A 15,405-nucleotide genomic window follows, 5' to 3' on the forward strand; every position below is an offset into this window, starting at 1 on the left:
AAACATGGAGAATTTAGTTTCATGGCAACATTATATGATACCTATATAAAATAGTAATAAACACGGTGTAACGAATTTGTAAAATGTACTCTATATCAGGCCGCTACTGCGTATTTTCATAAAGGTTAACCCCTTCAACTTCTTTGATCGCCCCGTTTTTCAACTCATAAACTTTCTTTTTCTCGATTGGCGTTACCATATCCGGATTAAAATAAACCTTATTATCCTTTTTTAAGATTGCCATTCGTTTATACCCTAGCATTTGACTTACACATATTGTATCGAAGTGATTTTTATTCCATATATGGATGTTAGCCAATGGTGCGATTGATCCTGTTGCTGTCGTTGCTAGTGTTTTTACCCCATTGTTTTCAAAGTCTATATAATCTATAATCCCGGTTTGCAGCCATTCTTCCCATCTTTGTGCATCATGATTGAATTCTATAATTATAGTCCTGCTATGAATTAAACCTGAATATAGGATGATTTCATTAGTACCGTCAAAATTTACATCTTTTTCAGAGATATTTATACTACTGATATCTGACAATCCCAAATTACCTATTCTATAGGTTTCTTTTCCATCAGATAAAAAAGCATTATAGCCGTCTATGTCTTTGATTTGAACCACAGTAGGTGTAGCTCCTTGTGATGCTATAATAACTACTGCCTTCAAGTCCAAGGAATAAAAGAGGTCATAAGAATTGTATAAGATTTTGGTAAACTGTTGCCGATATAATTAATACAACAATTCAAAGGATTTCTCAAACTATCTGCATTAGAAGCAACTTCTAATTAAAACAATATTATTCTCATTATTTCCAACATAAGACGTAATCTAATATTAGCAATCAAGCTATGGTATAACAAATTCTGCATTTGAATTTGTTATGTGTTTATATTGCAGGGAGGCGATATATTATGAAAATAGGAAATTCAAGTATTTCCATGAGCAGTACACATTCTGTTGTACAGGCTTATACAAAGGAAGAAAGTCTAAACATTCGGTTAGGTTCTCAAAATATAGCAAACTCTCAAAATTTATCTCCGAATTCATTAAAGAACTCACCTGGAGTAACAGTTGATCTATCCAAGGAAGGGGCTGAGGCTTCTGTTAACGGAGCTAACGGTCAACTGGAATTGGATAGCGATCTTTCCTTTGCATTAAGTGAAAAAGATAAGCAAAAGATTGAACTGGTAGAGACAATGTTTGAAATACTTTTAGGGAAAAAGATCAAACTCAAAATACCTGAAGCAGCAAATTTAAAGAAACCGGATCAGAAAATCAGTATTCATCCTTCTCTCATTTCTCCCCGAAAAAATTTGGAAATGGAGTATAAGATGAATGAAGCTTATTCAGAACAGGAAAAAATGGAGTTTAAGTCAAGTGGGACAATCAAAACATTGGATGGAAAGGAAATAAACTTTCAGGTCTCATTATCGATGAGTAGAGAGTTTTCCCAAAGCAGGAGCATAAATATGCGTGCGGTGGAAACACGCAAGGTGGATCCTCTTGTTATAAACTACTCTGGAACAACACCCAACTTGACAGATAGAAAATTCAGCTTTGACATTGATTCCGATGGCAAATCCGATCAGATTTCTTTTCTGTCAAGGGGAAGTGGTTTTTTGGCTTTTGACCAAAACAACGATGGGATAATTAATAATGGAAGAGAGTTGTTCGGCCCTCAGAGCGGTGATGGTTTCAAGGATCTTTCAATGTACGATGCGGATAACAACAACTGGATTGATGAGAATGACCCTATTTTTGATAAACTTAGAATCTGGACAAAGGACGAAAACGGGAAGGATACACTTTTTGCCCTGGGTGAAAAGGGGATTGGGGCTATTTATTTAGGCAATATTTCTACACAATTCAATTTTAAAAATGCAGAAGGGACCTCTAATGGACAGCTGCAAAAAACGGGCATTTTTGTTAAAGAGGATAATACTGTGGGTACAATCCAGCACATTGACCTTTCTATTTGACCACTGTAATGTTTATTTTCTTAGTTAGATTGGAATTTCCACCTTTATCAGTTAAAGAGAAGGCACCTCCAACTGTTATTGTGTAGTCACCTTCAGGCAGGTACAAATCTTTCTCATTATAAAATGCTTTCCAAAAGTCTGCTTTTGGGTCATCTGCCGAATAACCTCCGCTTTTTACATAATCGTAGCTATACAATTTGTTTTCAGTAGTTTTATATATGGTCTTATCAGAGAACAGGTCCAATTCAAATATCTTGTTATAATCTTCCGGGACTTCTTCATATGCCTTTTTTGATGTATCTACAATTGTATCTACTGAAGGTTCCGGTTGATTGTAACTTTCTGAGGCGTCTTCCAATGGAGCTGGACTGCATGATACCGATATAACGGTTATCAGGAATATCATTAGCAATAATAAAAAATGTTTCTTCATAGTGAGCCTCCTAAGCTTAAGGTAAATTATATTATATATATGAGCATACCAATCAGATTGTTTGAAGAACCATACTTCAAAAGTAGGTTGAAACTGTATGATTCTGCCTTTGAAACCCTGGAAAGATACCAGTTATTTTTAGATACATTGAACAAGTTCCAATCGGAACAAAGCTACTTTGAGGCGTACAATAAGCTAAAGGATGACGTTATCTCGTATTTGCAATCAAACGAAGCTATGAATCGTTTTGCTTTTACAGATGATTTTAATAAGTACGCAATTAAAAATACAGGATATTGCTCAAAGGATATTTTTAAGCAGACCTTTGATGGCAAGTATTTTCTTAGTATAGATATGAGAAAAGCCAATTTCACTGCCCTAATGCATTATGACCGTGAAATTGTCGGTGGCAAAGCCACTTACGAGGAATTTATGAGCATGTTTACCGAGCATGAGTACTTCAAATCCAGCAAGTATATTCGCCAGGTGGTATTTGGCAATCTTAATCCCAAGAGGCAAGTAACATATGAGAAATATCTCATGGACGGGGTGTTGACAAGACTACTTGAGTTCATGCCTAAAGATTCTGTGGTGTTTTATTCAAACGACGAGATAGTATTTGATCTTTCTCATTGGGACTTTGAAGAAGAAAGGAAAGAAGTTTCAGAAAAAGTTCAGGCTTTACTGGATGATAAAGAAAAGGAAGGTATCAGCCTAAGGCAAGAAGTGTTTTTGCTAAGGTATATTCCAAATTCGGGCGGATACATAAGGCGGTTTGTGAATAAAGAGGGATATGACTTCAAGTGCATAGATATAATACTACTGCCTTTTATATTAAGGGCATATGCAGGAGAAGAAGTACAAGAGGAAGATTTGGTATTCAGATACGAAGGAAGGCTTGCCAAATTGCTTGAAGCACCTAAAATAGAGGTAGTATAGATCCGGTATAATTGAATAATTATGCAATCGAAGATATTTAGATAATTATCTAAATGTATATTGACAATAATCTTACGGGGGAGTATTATAATAATATATAGATGGATATCTAAATGAAAGTGGTTGTGATATGGGAATACAGGAAACATTTAAGGCACTTTCAGATGCCACCAGACGTGAAATTATGAATATGCTTAAACAGGGAAGGATGACTGCTGGAGATATAGCTGCACGTTTTTCAATGACGCAGCCTACCGTGTCGCATCACCTTTCGGTTTTAAAAGATGCGGGTCTTATCATTGACAGAAAAGAAGGTAAATTTATATACTATGAACTAAATTCATCTGTGATTGAGGATATATTAGGTTGGTTTTTAAACTTAAGAGGTGATGAAAAATGAAAATAGAAAAATGGAAAATAATTATTATATGGGTATTGGCACTTATACCTATGATATTGACAATTGTTTTTTACGAAAAGCTGCCTCAAAAGATACCCATGCACTGGAACATGGAAGGTCAGGTTGACAGGATGAGTGATAAGTTTCCAGGGGCATTTATACTCCCTCTTATAATACTTGCCATGCCTGTTCTAATGGGCGTTTTGCCCAGAATAGATCCCAAAAGGGCCAATTATAAGCTGTTCGGCAATTCGTACTATGCCATAAGGCTATGTACGGTAGTTGTACTTGTATGTATAAACCTTTATATGCTTTTTACATCATTAGGATATAGTATGTTTAGGATGGATACATTTATAAAAATCATGGTAGGAGTTTTAATTGCAGTTTTGGGAAATGTTATGCCCAAACTAAAGCAGAACTACTTTGCAGGTATCAAGACTCCATGGACTCTGGCAAGTGAAGAGGTATGGTTTGCGGTGCATCGTATAACCGGCATGCTGTGGTTTGCAGCAGGCATACTTATGGTAATACTCGGGTTAATTCCCGGTATAGTTCCTGTGATTGCCTATATTGCTATAATTCCTGTAATCGGCATATATCCTATTGTTTATTCATATTTCGTTTTTAAAAGGCTGTCTGAATAGAAATTTTATTAGTGAGATACCGTGCTGTAAAACAGGTAAAAGTGTTATACAGCACGGTTTTTTTGATTTGGAGTATTTAAATTTAATCTCTACATTGCACAGCTTTCAAAAACAGGAATTATAGAACCCACATCAACAGGCTTCTCGTCTGAAAGACTTACAACTTTTACTCCATGACTGTTGGAAAACCTAACAATATCCACAAATGACTTGAGCTTTGTGAGGTCTCCTGAGACTACCAGCTTGTCTTTTGCTATTTTGCCCGTACACCCGCCTATGAATCCCATGTTAAGGCCTGGCAATACAATGTTCTCATCAGGCTCAATAAGTAAAACATCAATACCTTTTTTTGAGGCTGCTTCTTTAATTCCCTTGTCAGAGGTAATTATTGCAGTCTTATCGATTACACAAACAGAGCACTTGGAATATCCCTGTTTAACATCAATGAATTCAACACACTCATTTTCCAGCTCCATTTTTAAAACTTTATCGGTATATTTTAGATTATGGATGACATAATTGCCTACTCTGGCAGCATTATACGCTATATTTCCAGGGTATTGGGAGGATAGGACTGTTTCTCCCCTTACCATATGGAAGCCAAGGCTTGTCAGACTGTTCAGGAGCTTACTGCTTATACCCGGTGCATAGACTATCCTGTTACCGCCTATATGGTGCAGCATTATATCAGTATGGTATGATACAGCTTCATACATTTGAGTCAGTCGTTCTGTTTTAAAAGTCAGTATTTCCATTTTCAGCAGGCTATCAGCGATTTTTTTGCTTACCCTTCCATCAATAAGGATACCTTTTACTTTTCCCTCGGGAAGGTTCGGAAGCTTAATGTGATTCATACGGCTACCCCTCTGACTTCAATATAGATATATTCACAACCCTTGACTAATGAGCTCATAAGGATATTATATATATAACTCTAGCTTGTTCAAAGTGGAAAATTATAAGAGTTAAAGCTGTAGCAGCCAGACTTCTGCATCCTCCCTATCGATAAAAACCCTGAATTGGCTTCCTTTGTTTGATTCAGAGACCATTTCCTTAAATCTGCCCTTGGATGTAGAGTCATTGGGCAGGACTAATGCCACCTTCATATGATAATTTACAAACTTTTGCATCATATCTCCGGCAACTTTTGTTTTAAGTTTGAAAAAATCTTCTGAAAGGACATTTCCATGGAGCATAAGCAAATTGGTATCATTTTCACCGCACAAAGCGATAAGGTCCAATGCATCTTGCTCACTGCCCAAAGGGTTTATGGCTGACAGGAATTCAACATATTTTTTACTATCTTTATCAACACAATTCCATTCCATATTATTCGACTCCTTATTTAGTTCGTTTCCAAACAGTTCTTTCCGGATATTTTGAATCCAAGTAACTTCGTTTTTATAAAATGCCGTTACATTTTCATTGATTATATCCCATATAATTGTTTCTCGTTGGTTTCTCTTAGGCGAGTTTATTCCTCGGCGTATTTTTTCCTGTTGAAGCACAAGCTGCATTTTAATATTGTTTTCATAATTTGTAATAATATGATTAAGTTCCTCATCATTAAGCTGATAGGCCCAAGACAGTTGGACAAGGAAAGTGTTTTTCAACTCAGGTATTTCAGGGGAAGAAAGCACCCATTCCTTTAATTCTGCCAGACCTTCCTTCGTTATGGAGTACAGTTTTTTTGAGGGAGAGCTTTCCTGATGCTGGACTTGGTTTGTTACAAGGCCTTCATCAGTTAATTGGAGCAATGATTTATATATTTGGTTGTTGTTGCCTGACCAATACATGGTTGAAGACTCTTCAAATACTTTTTTCATATCATACCCGCTAAAAGGCTTCCAGCTTAGTAATCCCAGTATCGCGTACTTAATGGACATTACAGCACCTCAATTCTTTATGGTTTTAACATGTGTTAATAGTAACATATGTTAAGGGAGAGTGTCAATGTGTAAAAGTTAATACTTTTTTAATACTTTTTTATTTTCTTTTAATTTTTCTTTTATAGCCATTTAATTTCCGGTTGCTAATATAAGAGTGTAGCAAGTGAAGATCAATTGATTTTTACAATCAAATTAACGAGGAGGAAACGAGAAATGAACAAAAAATTATTTAGAACAGGAATTGGGTTGGTCGTTGGAGGTTCCCTGCTCATAACTTCAACAGTTATGAGTATAGCTGACGGACCCAGTGGTTATGACGCACTGAAGGCAGCATTTAAGAATTCACACAAGATAGAGAATGCCACATTTACTGTTGCAGGATCAGTCAGTGATAACAACAAGGAAATGGTAAACATCAGCTCAACTTTTAAGGCTGATGGAAAGGAACACTTATTTAGCGGAAACATTGCAATCAGTTCTGATAAGGTGAACAAGAAATATACTATCTATGGCAGTGACAAGCAGATAGTCTTTAAGGATGATGCTTCAAGTGTATACAACAAGGTTGAGTGCAATGATGAATTTAAAGGAAAGAGGCACTCAAGAAGCGAGAACTATAAAAACCCACATGAAAATCCGCAGTTGGAGGCAATTGGAGAAAAGATAATGGATACTCTGGTTGGAGACCTTAAGAAGCAGGTAACAATGAAAAAACTTGATAACGGTGATAAAGAGATAGGTATCGATCTTGATAAGAATGAAATACCTTCTTTAGTCAATTTGATACTGGCTGTAAAGAACGACAAGTCATGTGAAACCGACAAGCAGGGTGAATTCCATAAAATCCTCGGTATAAATCCGGATGACTGTACGATTCCTGAGCTTACTTATGATGTCCAGGCAGAAAAGGTGGAGGTGCAGATAGTTGTAGATAAGGATAACACAATAAAGGGATTGGATTTAGAGTTTGATATTACAGGTAAAGATGAGGCGAAACAGGTCCATGATCAGGAATTGAAGCTTAGCCTCGATGTAAACAATATTAACTCAACAAATGTAGATACAATTGATTTGGCAGGTAAAACAGTGAAGGAAATTTCTCAGGATGTAATAGGCCATAAAAGATAGTTCAGGAAGCATTATTTAAAGTAATAATCTATTGCGGATGCTCACTTGTATGTGAACATCCGCCAATAACCTGGATTAAACTTAAAAACGGGGTGAATATAATTATGGGAAAAATATTGGAAGTTAAAGACCTCCACAAAAAATATAGAAACGGCAGAGGTATTGGAAATATCAATTTTGAAATAAGTCCTGGGGAAGTGGTTGGCTTACTTGGACCAAACGGATCTGGTAAAACCACTATAATGAAGTCCGTCACAGGTCTTGTAAGGATTGATAAGGGAGTAGTAAGAATATGCGGGTATGATCTTTCAGAAAACTTTGAGGACGCTATAAGAGGTGTAGGGTGTCTTATCGAGACACCTTCAGTAATAGGCAGTATGAGTTGTTATGACAATCTTAAGCTGGTATCAAGGTTTTATAATGATGTTGACCCTGAAAGAATTGATGTTGTGCTCCAGATAACAGGGCTTTCCAAGTATAAGAAAGATAAAGTAAAGAACTTTTCTTTGGGAATGAAGCAAAGGCTGGCTATTGCCATGGCAATTTATCAAAATCCCAAACTTGTAATACTTGACGAACCGGCAAACGGTCTTGATATAGAGGGTTCTAAGGAACTGAGAAGAATTATCTCCCAGCTGTCAAAAGAATTTATGATAAGCTTCCTTATTTCCAGTCACCTGATTCATGAAATAGAGATGTTATGCGACAAAATATTGATAATTAAAGACGGAAGAATAGTGGATATCTGCATTGTTCAGGATGTGAAGGACACAGGCGTTTCCCTTGAGGATTATTTTATTGATAGAGTAAATAAGGAGGCTTGATGTAAATGAACACCATAATAGCTGGTACAATGAATGAAACCTACAAAATTTTTAAAAGAAAGAAGTTTGTATTTTTATTTTCAGTATCAATCCTTGCGGCTGTTACAGCGTCAATTGTCAATTTGGTTACAGGCAGCAATTTCGGAGTATCCCTGATAAAAAATTCAACTCTTCCGGTAACCATATTAAATCTGATGTCTTCAATCCTTTTACCGCTGTTTGCAATTTTATTGACAAGTGATTTGTTTTCAGGAGAGTTGTCAGACAATTCAATTATAATGTCGATGGTAAGGCCTATTACCAGGATTAAAATATATGTTTCAAAGCTTTTGTCAATAGGAATAAGTATATTGTTTCTGCTGTTGGCTACTTTTGTAGCATCCCTTGCGGCTAGTTTATTTGGAGGTAATTTTAATGACATAATATCAAGACTTCCTGCAAACCTTATGTCATATATTTTTGCAGTTATACCCCTCATGCTGGTTGCTATAATAACCGCATTTGTTGCACAGTTCACAAGAAGCGGAGGGCTGACCATAGTTATTATGATACTGGCTTCAGCACTGATGTCGGTTGTATCGGTTTTTATTCCTCAAACAGTATCCTTTTTGCCCACCACCTATCTTGACTGGTACCAGAATTTTTACAGTGGTGTGGATTTTATGCTTATCCTAAATGAATTTTTATATATACTGGCTTATGGTATAATATTTATGTTTGCCGGCACATATCTTTTTGAGCAAAAGGATATATAAACGGGATTTTGCTAGGGTACTCATTGTATCAGGGGAGGATTTATAAATGTCTATAAGGATCAAGCTGCTATTGTCAAATATATTAATGATAGTGGTGCCGTTGTTCTCAGCACTAATACTGGTCGTTATCCTTATCGGAGTTAATTTTGAAAGGGCCGGTTTTGAGCACCATGAAACAGGGGATCAATTTGACAAGGTAGCTCAGGATATATTTAAGGAGTTTATTACAATATCCAACGACACATTAAACAATCCTGACAAGCTGAAAGATCTGACATATCTTAAAGGCGTTGATAGTAAACTGAAATCCTTAAACTCGGGAATAGGCTTCGTGATTAACAAAAAAATATATTACCTCTCTGAAAAAATTGACAGGCATAAGTTTGAAGAAGAGCTTGGTCAAGCGAGCCTTTCGGGAGATGCCGGGCACAAGGCAAGACATGATAATGGTGAGGATATACAGTATTTTATCCATAATTTCCAGTTATCTTCCGGTGAGAATGGTTCCCTTTATATATTTTTTGATATAAGCCCCATACGAAAGTTTGTAAAAAATTTTATGAGTGATTTTATGGGATACTTTTTACTCATAATATTGATAACCAACGGGATACTTACGTTTATTGTTTCTCAGAGCATAATAAAGCCCCTTAAAAAGCTGAAGTACGGAGCTGAGCAGATAAAGGAAGGAAATCTATACTTTGAAATTCATGAGAAATCGGGAGATGAGGTTGGAGCGGTTTGCCGTGCGTTTGAAGAAATGAGGCAAAGGCTTAAAGATGCCCTTGAGCAGCAATTAAAGTACGATGAGGAACGCAACGAATTTATGGCCAGTATCACCCACGATCTCAAAACACCTATAACCTCCATCAAGGGCCATATAGAAGGCTTACGTGATGGAATTGCCGATACACCTGAGAAGAATGAAAAATATCTGGATATTATTTATAAGAAGGCTGTTGATATGGATAGGCTGATAAATGACCTGACATTTTTCTCAAACCAGACCCTTAAAAAGGTACCATTTAACTTTGCCAAGGTAAACTTGAAATATTTTATAGAGGACATGATAGATGAATACCAGATAGAACTGGAAAAGTTGGGAATAAGTATTGCAAGCAGTTACGATTTAGATCATAATACAATGGTAAAGGCAGATGTAGAAAAGCTTAAGAGGGTAATAGCGAATATATTTGAAAACTCAATAAAATACATGGACAAAGAAAAAGGACATATAAAGATAGATGTGCAGGATAGGGGGGGCAAGGTTTTGATAGGAATACATGACAATGGAGAAGGTATCAAAGCGGAAAACCTTCCTAATATTTTTACCAGGTTCTATAGAGCCGATGCATCGAGAAACACCTCAAAGGGAGGCAGCGGCCTTGGGCTTGCAATTGCAAGTCAGATAATAGATGAGCACGGGGGACAAATTTGGGCAGAGAGTGAGTTTGGAAAAGGTACCTGCATATATTTTGAATTGGAAAAGATAGGTGAGGGCAATGAAAAAAAGGATTCTGATAATTGAGGATGAGGTGACTATTGCCGAGTTGCAAAGAGATTATCTGAGTATAGACGGCTATGACGTACAAATTGAGAAGACGGGTGACGGAGGTCTTGCCAGGGCAAAGAAGGAAGACTTTGATTTGATTATATTGGATTTGATGCTTCCTAATATTGATGGGTTTGAAATATGCCGAAAGATCAGGGAAGTTAAGAACATTCCGGTGCTTATGGTTTCAGCAAGAAAGGAAGACATAGATAAAATAAGAGGACTGGGATTGGGGGCAGATGACTATATAACAAAGCCCTTCAGCCCAAGTGAGTTAGTTGCAAGAGTCAAAGCCCATATAGCACGCTATGAGAGGCTTGTAGGAAGTATAGAAAAGAAAAATGCTGCTATAAATATAAGAAATCTTGTGATAGAAAAGGATTCCCGTAGAGTTTGGCTGGAGAACAGCGAGCTTATGTTAACTGGTAAGGAGTTTGATTTGCTTTTATTCCTTGCCCAAAACCCCAACAGGGTTTTTTCCAGGGATGAATTATTTGATAAGATTTGGGGTATGGATGCCTGCGGTGACATTTCTACTGTCACAGTTCATATAAAAAAGGTCAGGGAAAAGATAGAAATGGATACCTCAAAGCCCCAGTACATCGAAACGATCTGGGGCATAGGGTATAGATTCAAGGTATAATGCCGCATCCCCTGTTAAGAGGATGCGGTTTATATAAACAACTGCCGACTACTATTAAATTATTTTCCGAAGTTTGTTTCCAGATACAAAATTTATTCGATTTTGTTCTTAAAACAAGCTTTTTTGATATGCCAGATTATGGAATCATCACATAATTGTAATCTGGAAAATACTTTTTTCCAATCTTCTGTTGCATTGAAGGGCTGCCATATTAAAAGCGAATAATCCTTTAATAAATCAAAGAGGTATGTAGTCGGTAGTCAATTCTATTATATATTATGTAAAAATAACGAAATGTTTCATAATTTTTTAAAATTATTATCTCAACCTTTAAATGTATATTATTATTGCAAAACCGAAACAATATTTTTGGAGGTGTTATTATGACAACTATCAACTGTTCATTAAATTGTATTTATCAGGCAGATGGAATGTGCAATCTCGAGAACACCACTATGCAATCAATTTCTTCAAATCCGGAATGCATTTATTTTCAGGAAAGAGAATCCGGAGTGCCAAGCCTTGAATTTAGATAAGGTAATTAATAGCACTATTATATTTTATATTTAAATTTTTCACTCCATTTGTTATACTAAATTAAAAATGCTAATAATCTAACATTTGGCGGAACAAATAACGAATGGTTCAACGGGATTTGTGGCAGACAAATGTATTAGATTAATCACTTTTAATATAAATCTAAAAAACTATTTGGCATATAATAAATGGGTGATAAAGTTGCTGACAGATCAAATTAGGAGACATTCAACAGAAGTTTTTGGCAGGTTGGTTTATATAAGGAGGGAAATTCATAAATACCCGGAGCTGGGATTTAATGAGTTTAAAACATCCGGACTTATAAGATCCTTTCTGGAAGAATTGGGACTTGATGTATCAGGCTTTGCCAAGACAGGCCTTGCTGCTACAATTACAGGAAAGCCTGACGGCAAAACAGTTGCCATAAGGGCAGATATTGATGCACTTCCTATAAAGGAAGAAAACACATTTGAGTTTGCATCAAGGAATGTAGGCAAGATGCATGCCTGTGGTCATGATGGGCATACAGCAATTGTGCTTGGAGCAGCTTATGTCTTATCAAGGCTCAAGGACTTTTTAAACGGCAGTGTAAAACTTATATTTCAACCTGCAGAAGAGGGTCTGGGCGGTGCTGAAGTTATGATAAATGAAGGGGTTTTAGATAATCCCAAAGTTGATGCCATAATTGGAACACATGTCAGTCCCTTGATTAACACTGGTTTCATATCTGTAAGAAAAGGACCTGTTATGGCGGAACCAACCGAATTTGAAATTACTATAATAGGTAAAAGCGGCCATGGGGCCCAGCCGGAGAATGCCATAAATCCCATTACTATTGGAGCCCTTGTGGTAGAAAAGTTTAAGGGCATTGTTAAAACCAGCAGTGACCCTTTGAAAAGAGCTGTTCTGACTGTTACGTGCTTTAATGCGGGGAATGCTTCAAATATAATACCTGATAGTGTTTCTATAAGAGGAACCATAAGAACCTTTGACAAAGAAATTCGCACTTTTATCACAGACAGTATGGAAGAAGTGTTAAAGGAGGAAACCCAAAAGGCAGGAGCTGCATACAAATTTAAAGCTAATAACGGATATCCTCCGGTGATAAATGATGACAATTTAGTTGATAAATTTATAGACTCCTCAGAAAAAATTATCGATTCAAAAAATATTATAACAAGCCAGGAGCCTTCCATGCTTGCAGAGGATTTTTCATATTATTCCAGGCTGGTACCGGGAACATATTTTCACCTAGGATGCAGGAGTCAAATGTGCAATGAGGTGATTAATCTCCACAACAGCAAGTTCAATTTGGATGAAAACTGCATAAAAACAGGTGTTGAGCTTATGTCTCAATTTGCATTGGATTATTTAAAATATTAGGTTTATTCTTTATTCAATGGAGCCGATATATTTTTTTAGTTCCTCAAGGCTTTCAAAGGGTATTGCCACACCTTTTTGACTTGGTCTATAATCATCGGCATTGCTGTCATACCAGAAAGTTCTAATGTCGATGTATTTCTTATCCTTTTTCTCAACTACCTTTATTTGAATTTCCTCGCGGCTGTTTTTGCCCAGCTTTCCAATTAATTCTTCCTTATCCCAAAAATCTGCCATTATTATGCCTCCATAGATATGATTTTGTTATGTCTATGAAATTATGGTGCATGCTGCACCACGATTTCCCACGACAACGACTTATGTTACAAAATCATTTCATGATTTTGTTCTTACATTATACCAAGGGTGTTTTCCTTTTGGAATAGTGTTTCAAAATTTTAAATTTATATGCTTCGGGTATTATAGGAAAATGACGATATAAATAGTGAAGAAAAAAAAGGGGGCTTTTTTATGTTTGAGTTCTTAAAAAGAAAAGCCAATTCTTTACAGGGTATTATTAAGAAGAGTAATACAAAGAATAAGCTTGATAAAAAGGTTTTAAGAAAAAACGATATTTCATTATTAATACTTGATGAAAGATGGAACAGTCTTTTTAAGAACACTGAAAGAACTTCCGAAATTATTGTAAGTGAAGATAAGCTTAAAGAGCTCTTAAAGCTGCAATCCAGGCTCTTGACCGAGTCAAAGGAGATCTCGCTTCATAAAAAGGATCTGATGAGTAGGATTATTCAGCTTACTAAGGAGGTTTTCGACAAAAACAATGAAGATGCAAAAAAAGAAATGAGCTCATGTGAAAAAGAAATTAAACAGATTAATGAAAGGCTTGGTGCGATAGAGGAAGAGATTGAGAATATACCTGATCGAATAAAAGAGGCTAATCTGGAGCTTTTGGAAGTAACTATCAATATCGTATATTATAAAATAAGGTTTAACCAAAAACGTATAAAAGAGCTTGAGGCATTGATTGAAGATGCCAAATCGAGACTTAAAGGATATATCGAAGAAAAGGAAACTTTAGCAGAAAATGATACAGACATTTATTCTTATTTTCATGATCTGCTAGGCGGAGAAGAGCTTGAGAAACTGGATAAAGAATTTTTCGGGTAGATGAAAAGTTATTAAGTATCAATATATTAAAAGTGATTTTGCTGCCAAAGTGGGTAAGGCAGGCAGAATCGCTTTTTTAATGTCTAGGAAACTCATGACAATTAATTTACAAGGATATTAAGTGCATTTTATATAAATTTAACTGCATGAATTTTTTTATGCTTTTACGAAGATAATATAATTAAAAATTAAAGAAGTATGAAAAGGAGTTGTTATTTATGAATAGGACACCACTTGACAGATTGTCATTAATTATAGTTATTATTGGAGCATTAAACTGGTTATCAATAGGTCTATTCAGAATTGACCTTGTTGCATCCATGTTTGCAAATCCAACAACTATACCAAGCAGGGTAGTATATACAATAGTAGGTCTTGCAGGATTGTACTGCATTAGCTTGCTGTTTAGGGAAAACGTACCTGCTAAGGACCAGGCTTAATCTATAAAAGCTTAAGTTCTGATTCAATTTAGCAAATATAGCATTCTTCGTATGCTCACGGCAGCTTAGCATTTAGGAATATCTAAGTGCCAAGAGCATACGAAAAATGTTTTATAGGGCTGTTACTCGTTAGCAGTCATATGGGGCTTGTCCACTGTACAGTTAAATCCATGAGAATCGGTACAGATGTCTTTGTTTTGAATAATAATATTTTTATCTTTTTCCGATAACTTTAAAACTTTACCTTCCAAATTCATTGTCATTACCCCCTTCAACTTAGATAAATATATATTACCCGCCGATGTTGTGTTTAAACAATTATTTTAATATGGATAAAAACCTTAGAGGATAATATAAATGACGGAGGTATCTATATGCCAAAGAATTCTTTGCTTAATGGTGCAAGAGGTAAGTATAGTGCATTGAAATATGAAATGTCCAAAGAGGCAGCAATTGACGAAAGCTCTGTAATATTGAAAGGGTTGGGCTTTGATAGCGATACTGCAATTGACAGCAATACTATTGATAAGATAATTGAACTATCTGAAAAATAAAAAATGGGGGCAATGCCCCCTTTCTACGAAAACAATAAAAAAAATTAAAAAAGCTAAAAAAATATCATAAAATTTCGGCTTAAATATTGAATATTTATGAAATTTAATATATAATACTGGTTAATTTCCAGATAATTTACTAATTTTTAATTAATTTTACTTATTTT

The 15,405-nt window shown here is 35.8% G+C and carries 20 protein-coding genes; 14 read left to right on the plus strand and 6 right to left on the minus strand.

Annotated features, from left to right (window positions below; translation table 11 throughout):
* Positions 1-103 precede the first annotated feature (103 nt).
* Positions 104-631 carry a hypothetical protein gene (locus VIO64_RS12880; protein ID WP_331918821.1) on the minus strand — a complete coding sequence of 176 codons (528 nt, stop codon included), beginning with the start codon at positions 629-631 and terminating at the stop codon, positions 104-106.
* 290 nt (positions 632-921) lie between these two features.
* Between VIO64_RS12880 and VIO64_RS12885 the strand changes: the two genes are divergently transcribed.
* Positions 922-1,989: a hypothetical protein gene (locus tag VIO64_RS12885; protein ID WP_331918823.1), complete on the plus strand. Its 1,068-nt coding sequence runs from the start codon at positions 922-924 to the stop codon at positions 1,987-1,989.
* Here the strand turns inward: VIO64_RS12885 and VIO64_RS12890 are convergent.
* Positions 1,982-2,422 (minus strand): hypothetical protein, encoded by a 441-nt coding sequence (locus VIO64_RS12890; RefSeq protein ID WP_331918825.1) that lies wholly within the window; start codon positions 2,420-2,422, stop codon positions 1,982-1,984. The genes VIO64_RS12885 and VIO64_RS12890 overlap by 8 nt on opposite strands.
* A gap of 87 nt (positions 2,423-2,509) precedes the next feature.
* Between VIO64_RS12890 and VIO64_RS12895 the strand changes: the two genes are divergently transcribed.
* From VIO64_RS12895 to VIO64_RS12905, 3 genes are all read left to right on the plus strand, one after another.
* A complete protein-coding gene (locus tag VIO64_RS12895; RefSeq protein WP_331918827.1) occupies positions 2,510-3,361 on the plus strand; it encodes a hypothetical protein in 852 nt (283 codons plus the stop codon).
* Positions 3,362-3,491: 130 nt separating this feature from the next.
* Positions 3,492-3,761, plus strand: a complete 270-nt coding sequence (locus VIO64_RS12900; protein ID WP_331918829.1) for an autorepressor SdpR family transcription factor — start codon at positions 3,492-3,494, stop codon at positions 3,759-3,761.
* A complete protein-coding gene (locus tag VIO64_RS12905; protein ID WP_331918831.1) occupies positions 3,758-4,408 on the plus strand; it encodes an SdpI family protein in 651 nt (216 codons plus the stop codon). The genes VIO64_RS12900 and VIO64_RS12905 overlap by 4 nt, the downstream gene beginning before the upstream one ends.
* 89 nt (positions 4,409-4,497) lie before the next feature.
* On the opposite strand, the gene VIO64_RS12910 is transcribed toward VIO64_RS12905, so the two are convergent.
* Entirely contained in the window at positions 4,498-5,262 is a 765-nt protein-coding gene (locus tag VIO64_RS12910) for a DUF6873 family GME fold protein (RefSeq protein WP_331918833.1), read from the minus strand.
* 111 nt (positions 5,263-5,373) lie between these two features.
* Positions 5,374-6,294 (minus strand): DUF4180 domain-containing protein, encoded by a 921-nt coding sequence (locus tag VIO64_RS12915; protein ID WP_331918835.1) that lies wholly within the window; start codon positions 6,292-6,294, stop codon positions 5,374-5,376.
* 216 nt (positions 6,295-6,510) lie between these two features.
* Between VIO64_RS12915 and VIO64_RS12920 the strand changes: the two genes are divergently transcribed.
* From VIO64_RS12920 to VIO64_RS12950, 7 genes are all read left to right on the plus strand, one after another.
* A complete protein-coding gene (locus VIO64_RS12920) occupies positions 6,511-7,425 on the plus strand; it encodes a hypothetical protein (protein ID WP_331918837.1) in 915 nt (304 codons plus the stop codon).
* A 104-nt stretch (positions 7,426-7,529) separates the two neighbouring features.
* Positions 7,530-8,249, plus strand: coding sequence for an ABC transporter ATP-binding protein (locus VIO64_RS12925; RefSeq protein ID WP_331918839.1), 720 nt, complete (start codon positions 7,530-7,532; stop codon positions 8,247-8,249).
* A gap of 5 nt (positions 8,250-8,254) precedes the next feature.
* Positions 8,255-9,004 (plus strand): ABC transporter permease, encoded by a 750-nt coding sequence (locus tag VIO64_RS12930; protein WP_331918841.1) that lies wholly within the window; start codon positions 8,255-8,257, stop codon positions 9,002-9,004.
* A 46-nt stretch (positions 9,005-9,050) separates the two neighbouring features.
* Complete coding sequence (locus tag VIO64_RS12935) at positions 9,051-10,532, plus strand: HAMP domain-containing sensor histidine kinase (RefSeq protein ID WP_331918843.1); 1,482 nt, start codon at positions 9,051-9,053, stop codon at positions 10,530-10,532.
* A complete protein-coding gene (locus VIO64_RS12940; protein ID WP_331918845.1) occupies positions 10,507-11,199 on the plus strand; it encodes a response regulator transcription factor in 693 nt (230 codons plus the stop codon). Before VIO64_RS12935 ends, VIO64_RS12940 begins: the two co-directional genes overlap by 26 nt.
* Positions 11,200-11,582: 383 nt before the next feature.
* The gene (locus VIO64_RS12945) at positions 11,583-11,735 is read left to right on the plus strand and encodes a hypothetical protein (RefSeq protein WP_331918847.1); all 153 of its coding nucleotides are present in this window, start codon (positions 11,583-11,585) and stop codon (positions 11,733-11,735) included.
* 202 nt (positions 11,736-11,937) lie between these two features.
* Positions 11,938-13,119, plus strand: a complete 1,182-nt coding sequence (locus tag VIO64_RS12950) for a M20 family metallopeptidase (RefSeq protein WP_331918849.1) — start codon at positions 11,938-11,940, stop codon at positions 13,117-13,119.
* A 9-nt stretch (positions 13,120-13,128) separates the two neighbouring features.
* Here the strand turns inward: VIO64_RS12950 and VIO64_RS12955 are convergent, their stop codons facing one another.
* Complete coding sequence (locus VIO64_RS12955; RefSeq protein ID WP_331918851.1) at positions 13,129-13,353, minus strand: transcriptional coactivator p15/PC4 family protein; 225 nt, start codon at positions 13,351-13,353, stop codon at positions 13,129-13,131.
* A gap of 234 nt (positions 13,354-13,587) precedes the next feature.
* Here VIO64_RS12955 and VIO64_RS12960 point away from each other — a divergent pair, with 234 nt between their 5' ends.
* Positions 13,588-14,244 (plus strand): hypothetical protein, encoded by a 657-nt coding sequence (locus VIO64_RS12960; protein WP_331918853.1) that lies wholly within the window; start codon positions 13,588-13,590, stop codon positions 14,242-14,244.
* 218 nt (positions 14,245-14,462) lie between these two features.
* On the plus strand, positions 14,463-14,684 hold the full coding sequence (locus tag VIO64_RS12965; protein ID WP_331918854.1) for a DUF378 domain-containing protein: 222 nt from the start codon (positions 14,463-14,465) through the stop codon (positions 14,682-14,684).
* Positions 14,685-14,806: 122 nt separating this feature from the next.
* Here VIO64_RS12965 and VIO64_RS12970 read toward each other — a convergent pair whose 3' ends face one another.
* The gene (locus tag VIO64_RS12970; RefSeq protein WP_331918856.1) at positions 14,807-14,941 is read right to left on the minus strand and encodes a hypothetical protein; all 135 of its coding nucleotides are present in this window, start codon (positions 14,939-14,941) and stop codon (positions 14,807-14,809) included.
* A 117-nt stretch (positions 14,942-15,058) separates the two neighbouring features.
* Here VIO64_RS12970 and VIO64_RS12975 point away from each other — a divergent pair, with 117 nt between their 5' ends.
* On the plus strand, positions 15,059-15,238 hold the full coding sequence (locus VIO64_RS12975; RefSeq protein WP_331918858.1) for a hypothetical protein: 180 nt from the start codon (positions 15,059-15,061) through the stop codon (positions 15,236-15,238).
* Positions 15,239-15,405: the final 167 nt, after the last annotated feature.

This window comes from Pseudobacteroides sp., assembly GCF_036567765.1.
Lineage (GTDB): Bacteria > Bacillota > Clostridia > Acetivibrionales > DSM-2933 > Pseudobacteroides.

Coding starts and splice junctions, on each gene's coding strand:
- VIO64_RS12885 (WP_331918823.1), top strand. CDS start 922: ATGAAAATAGGAAATTCAAGTATTTCCATGAGCAGTACACATTCTGTT.
- VIO64_RS12890 (WP_331918825.1), bottom strand. CDS start 2,422: ATGAAGAAACATTTTTTATTATTGCTAATGATATTCCTGATAACCGTT.
- VIO64_RS12900 (WP_331918829.1), top strand. CDS start 3,492: ATGGGAATACAGGAAACATTTAAGGCACTTTCAGATGCCACCAGACGT.
- VIO64_RS12905 (WP_331918831.1), top strand. CDS start 3,758: ATGAAAATAGAAAAATGGAAAATAATTATTATATGGGTATTGGCACTT.
- VIO64_RS12910 (WP_331918833.1), bottom strand. CDS start 5,262: ATGAATCACATTAAGCTTCCGAACCTTCCCGAGGGAAAAGTAAAAGGT.
- VIO64_RS12915 (WP_331918835.1), bottom strand. CDS start 6,294: ATGTCCATTAAGTACGCGATACTGGGATTACTAAGCTGGAAGCCTTTT.
- VIO64_RS12920 (WP_331918837.1), top strand. CDS start 6,511: ATGAACAAAAAATTATTTAGAACAGGAATTGGGTTGGTCGTTGGAGGT.
- VIO64_RS12925 (WP_331918839.1), top strand. CDS start 7,530: ATGGGAAAAATATTGGAAGTTAAAGACCTCCACAAAAAATATAGAAAC.
- VIO64_RS12930 (WP_331918841.1), top strand. CDS start 8,255: ATGAACACCATAATAGCTGGTACAATGAATGAAACCTACAAAATTTTT.
- VIO64_RS12935 (WP_331918843.1), top strand. CDS start 9,051: ATGTCTATAAGGATCAAGCTGCTATTGTCAAATATATTAATGATAGTG.
- VIO64_RS12940 (WP_331918845.1), top strand. CDS start 10,507: ATGAAAAAAAGGATTCTGATAATTGAGGATGAGGTGACTATTGCCGAG.
- VIO64_RS12945 (WP_331918847.1), top strand. CDS start 11,583: ATGACAACTATCAACTGTTCATTAAATTGTATTTATCAGGCAGATGGA.
- VIO64_RS12955 (WP_331918851.1), bottom strand. CDS start 13,353: ATGGCAGATTTTTGGGATAAGGAAGAATTAATTGGAAAGCTGGGCAAA.
- VIO64_RS12960 (WP_331918853.1), top strand. CDS start 13,588: ATGTTTGAGTTCTTAAAAAGAAAAGCCAATTCTTTACAGGGTATTATT.
- VIO64_RS12965 (WP_331918854.1), top strand. CDS start 14,463: ATGAATAGGACACCACTTGACAGATTGTCATTAATTATAGTTATTATT.
- VIO64_RS12970 (WP_331918856.1), bottom strand. CDS start 14,941: ATGAATTTGGAAGGTAAAGTTTTAAAGTTATCGGAAAAAGATAAAAAT.
- VIO64_RS12975 (WP_331918858.1), top strand. CDS start 15,059: ATGCCAAAGAATTCTTTGCTTAATGGTGCAAGAGGTAAGTATAGTGCA.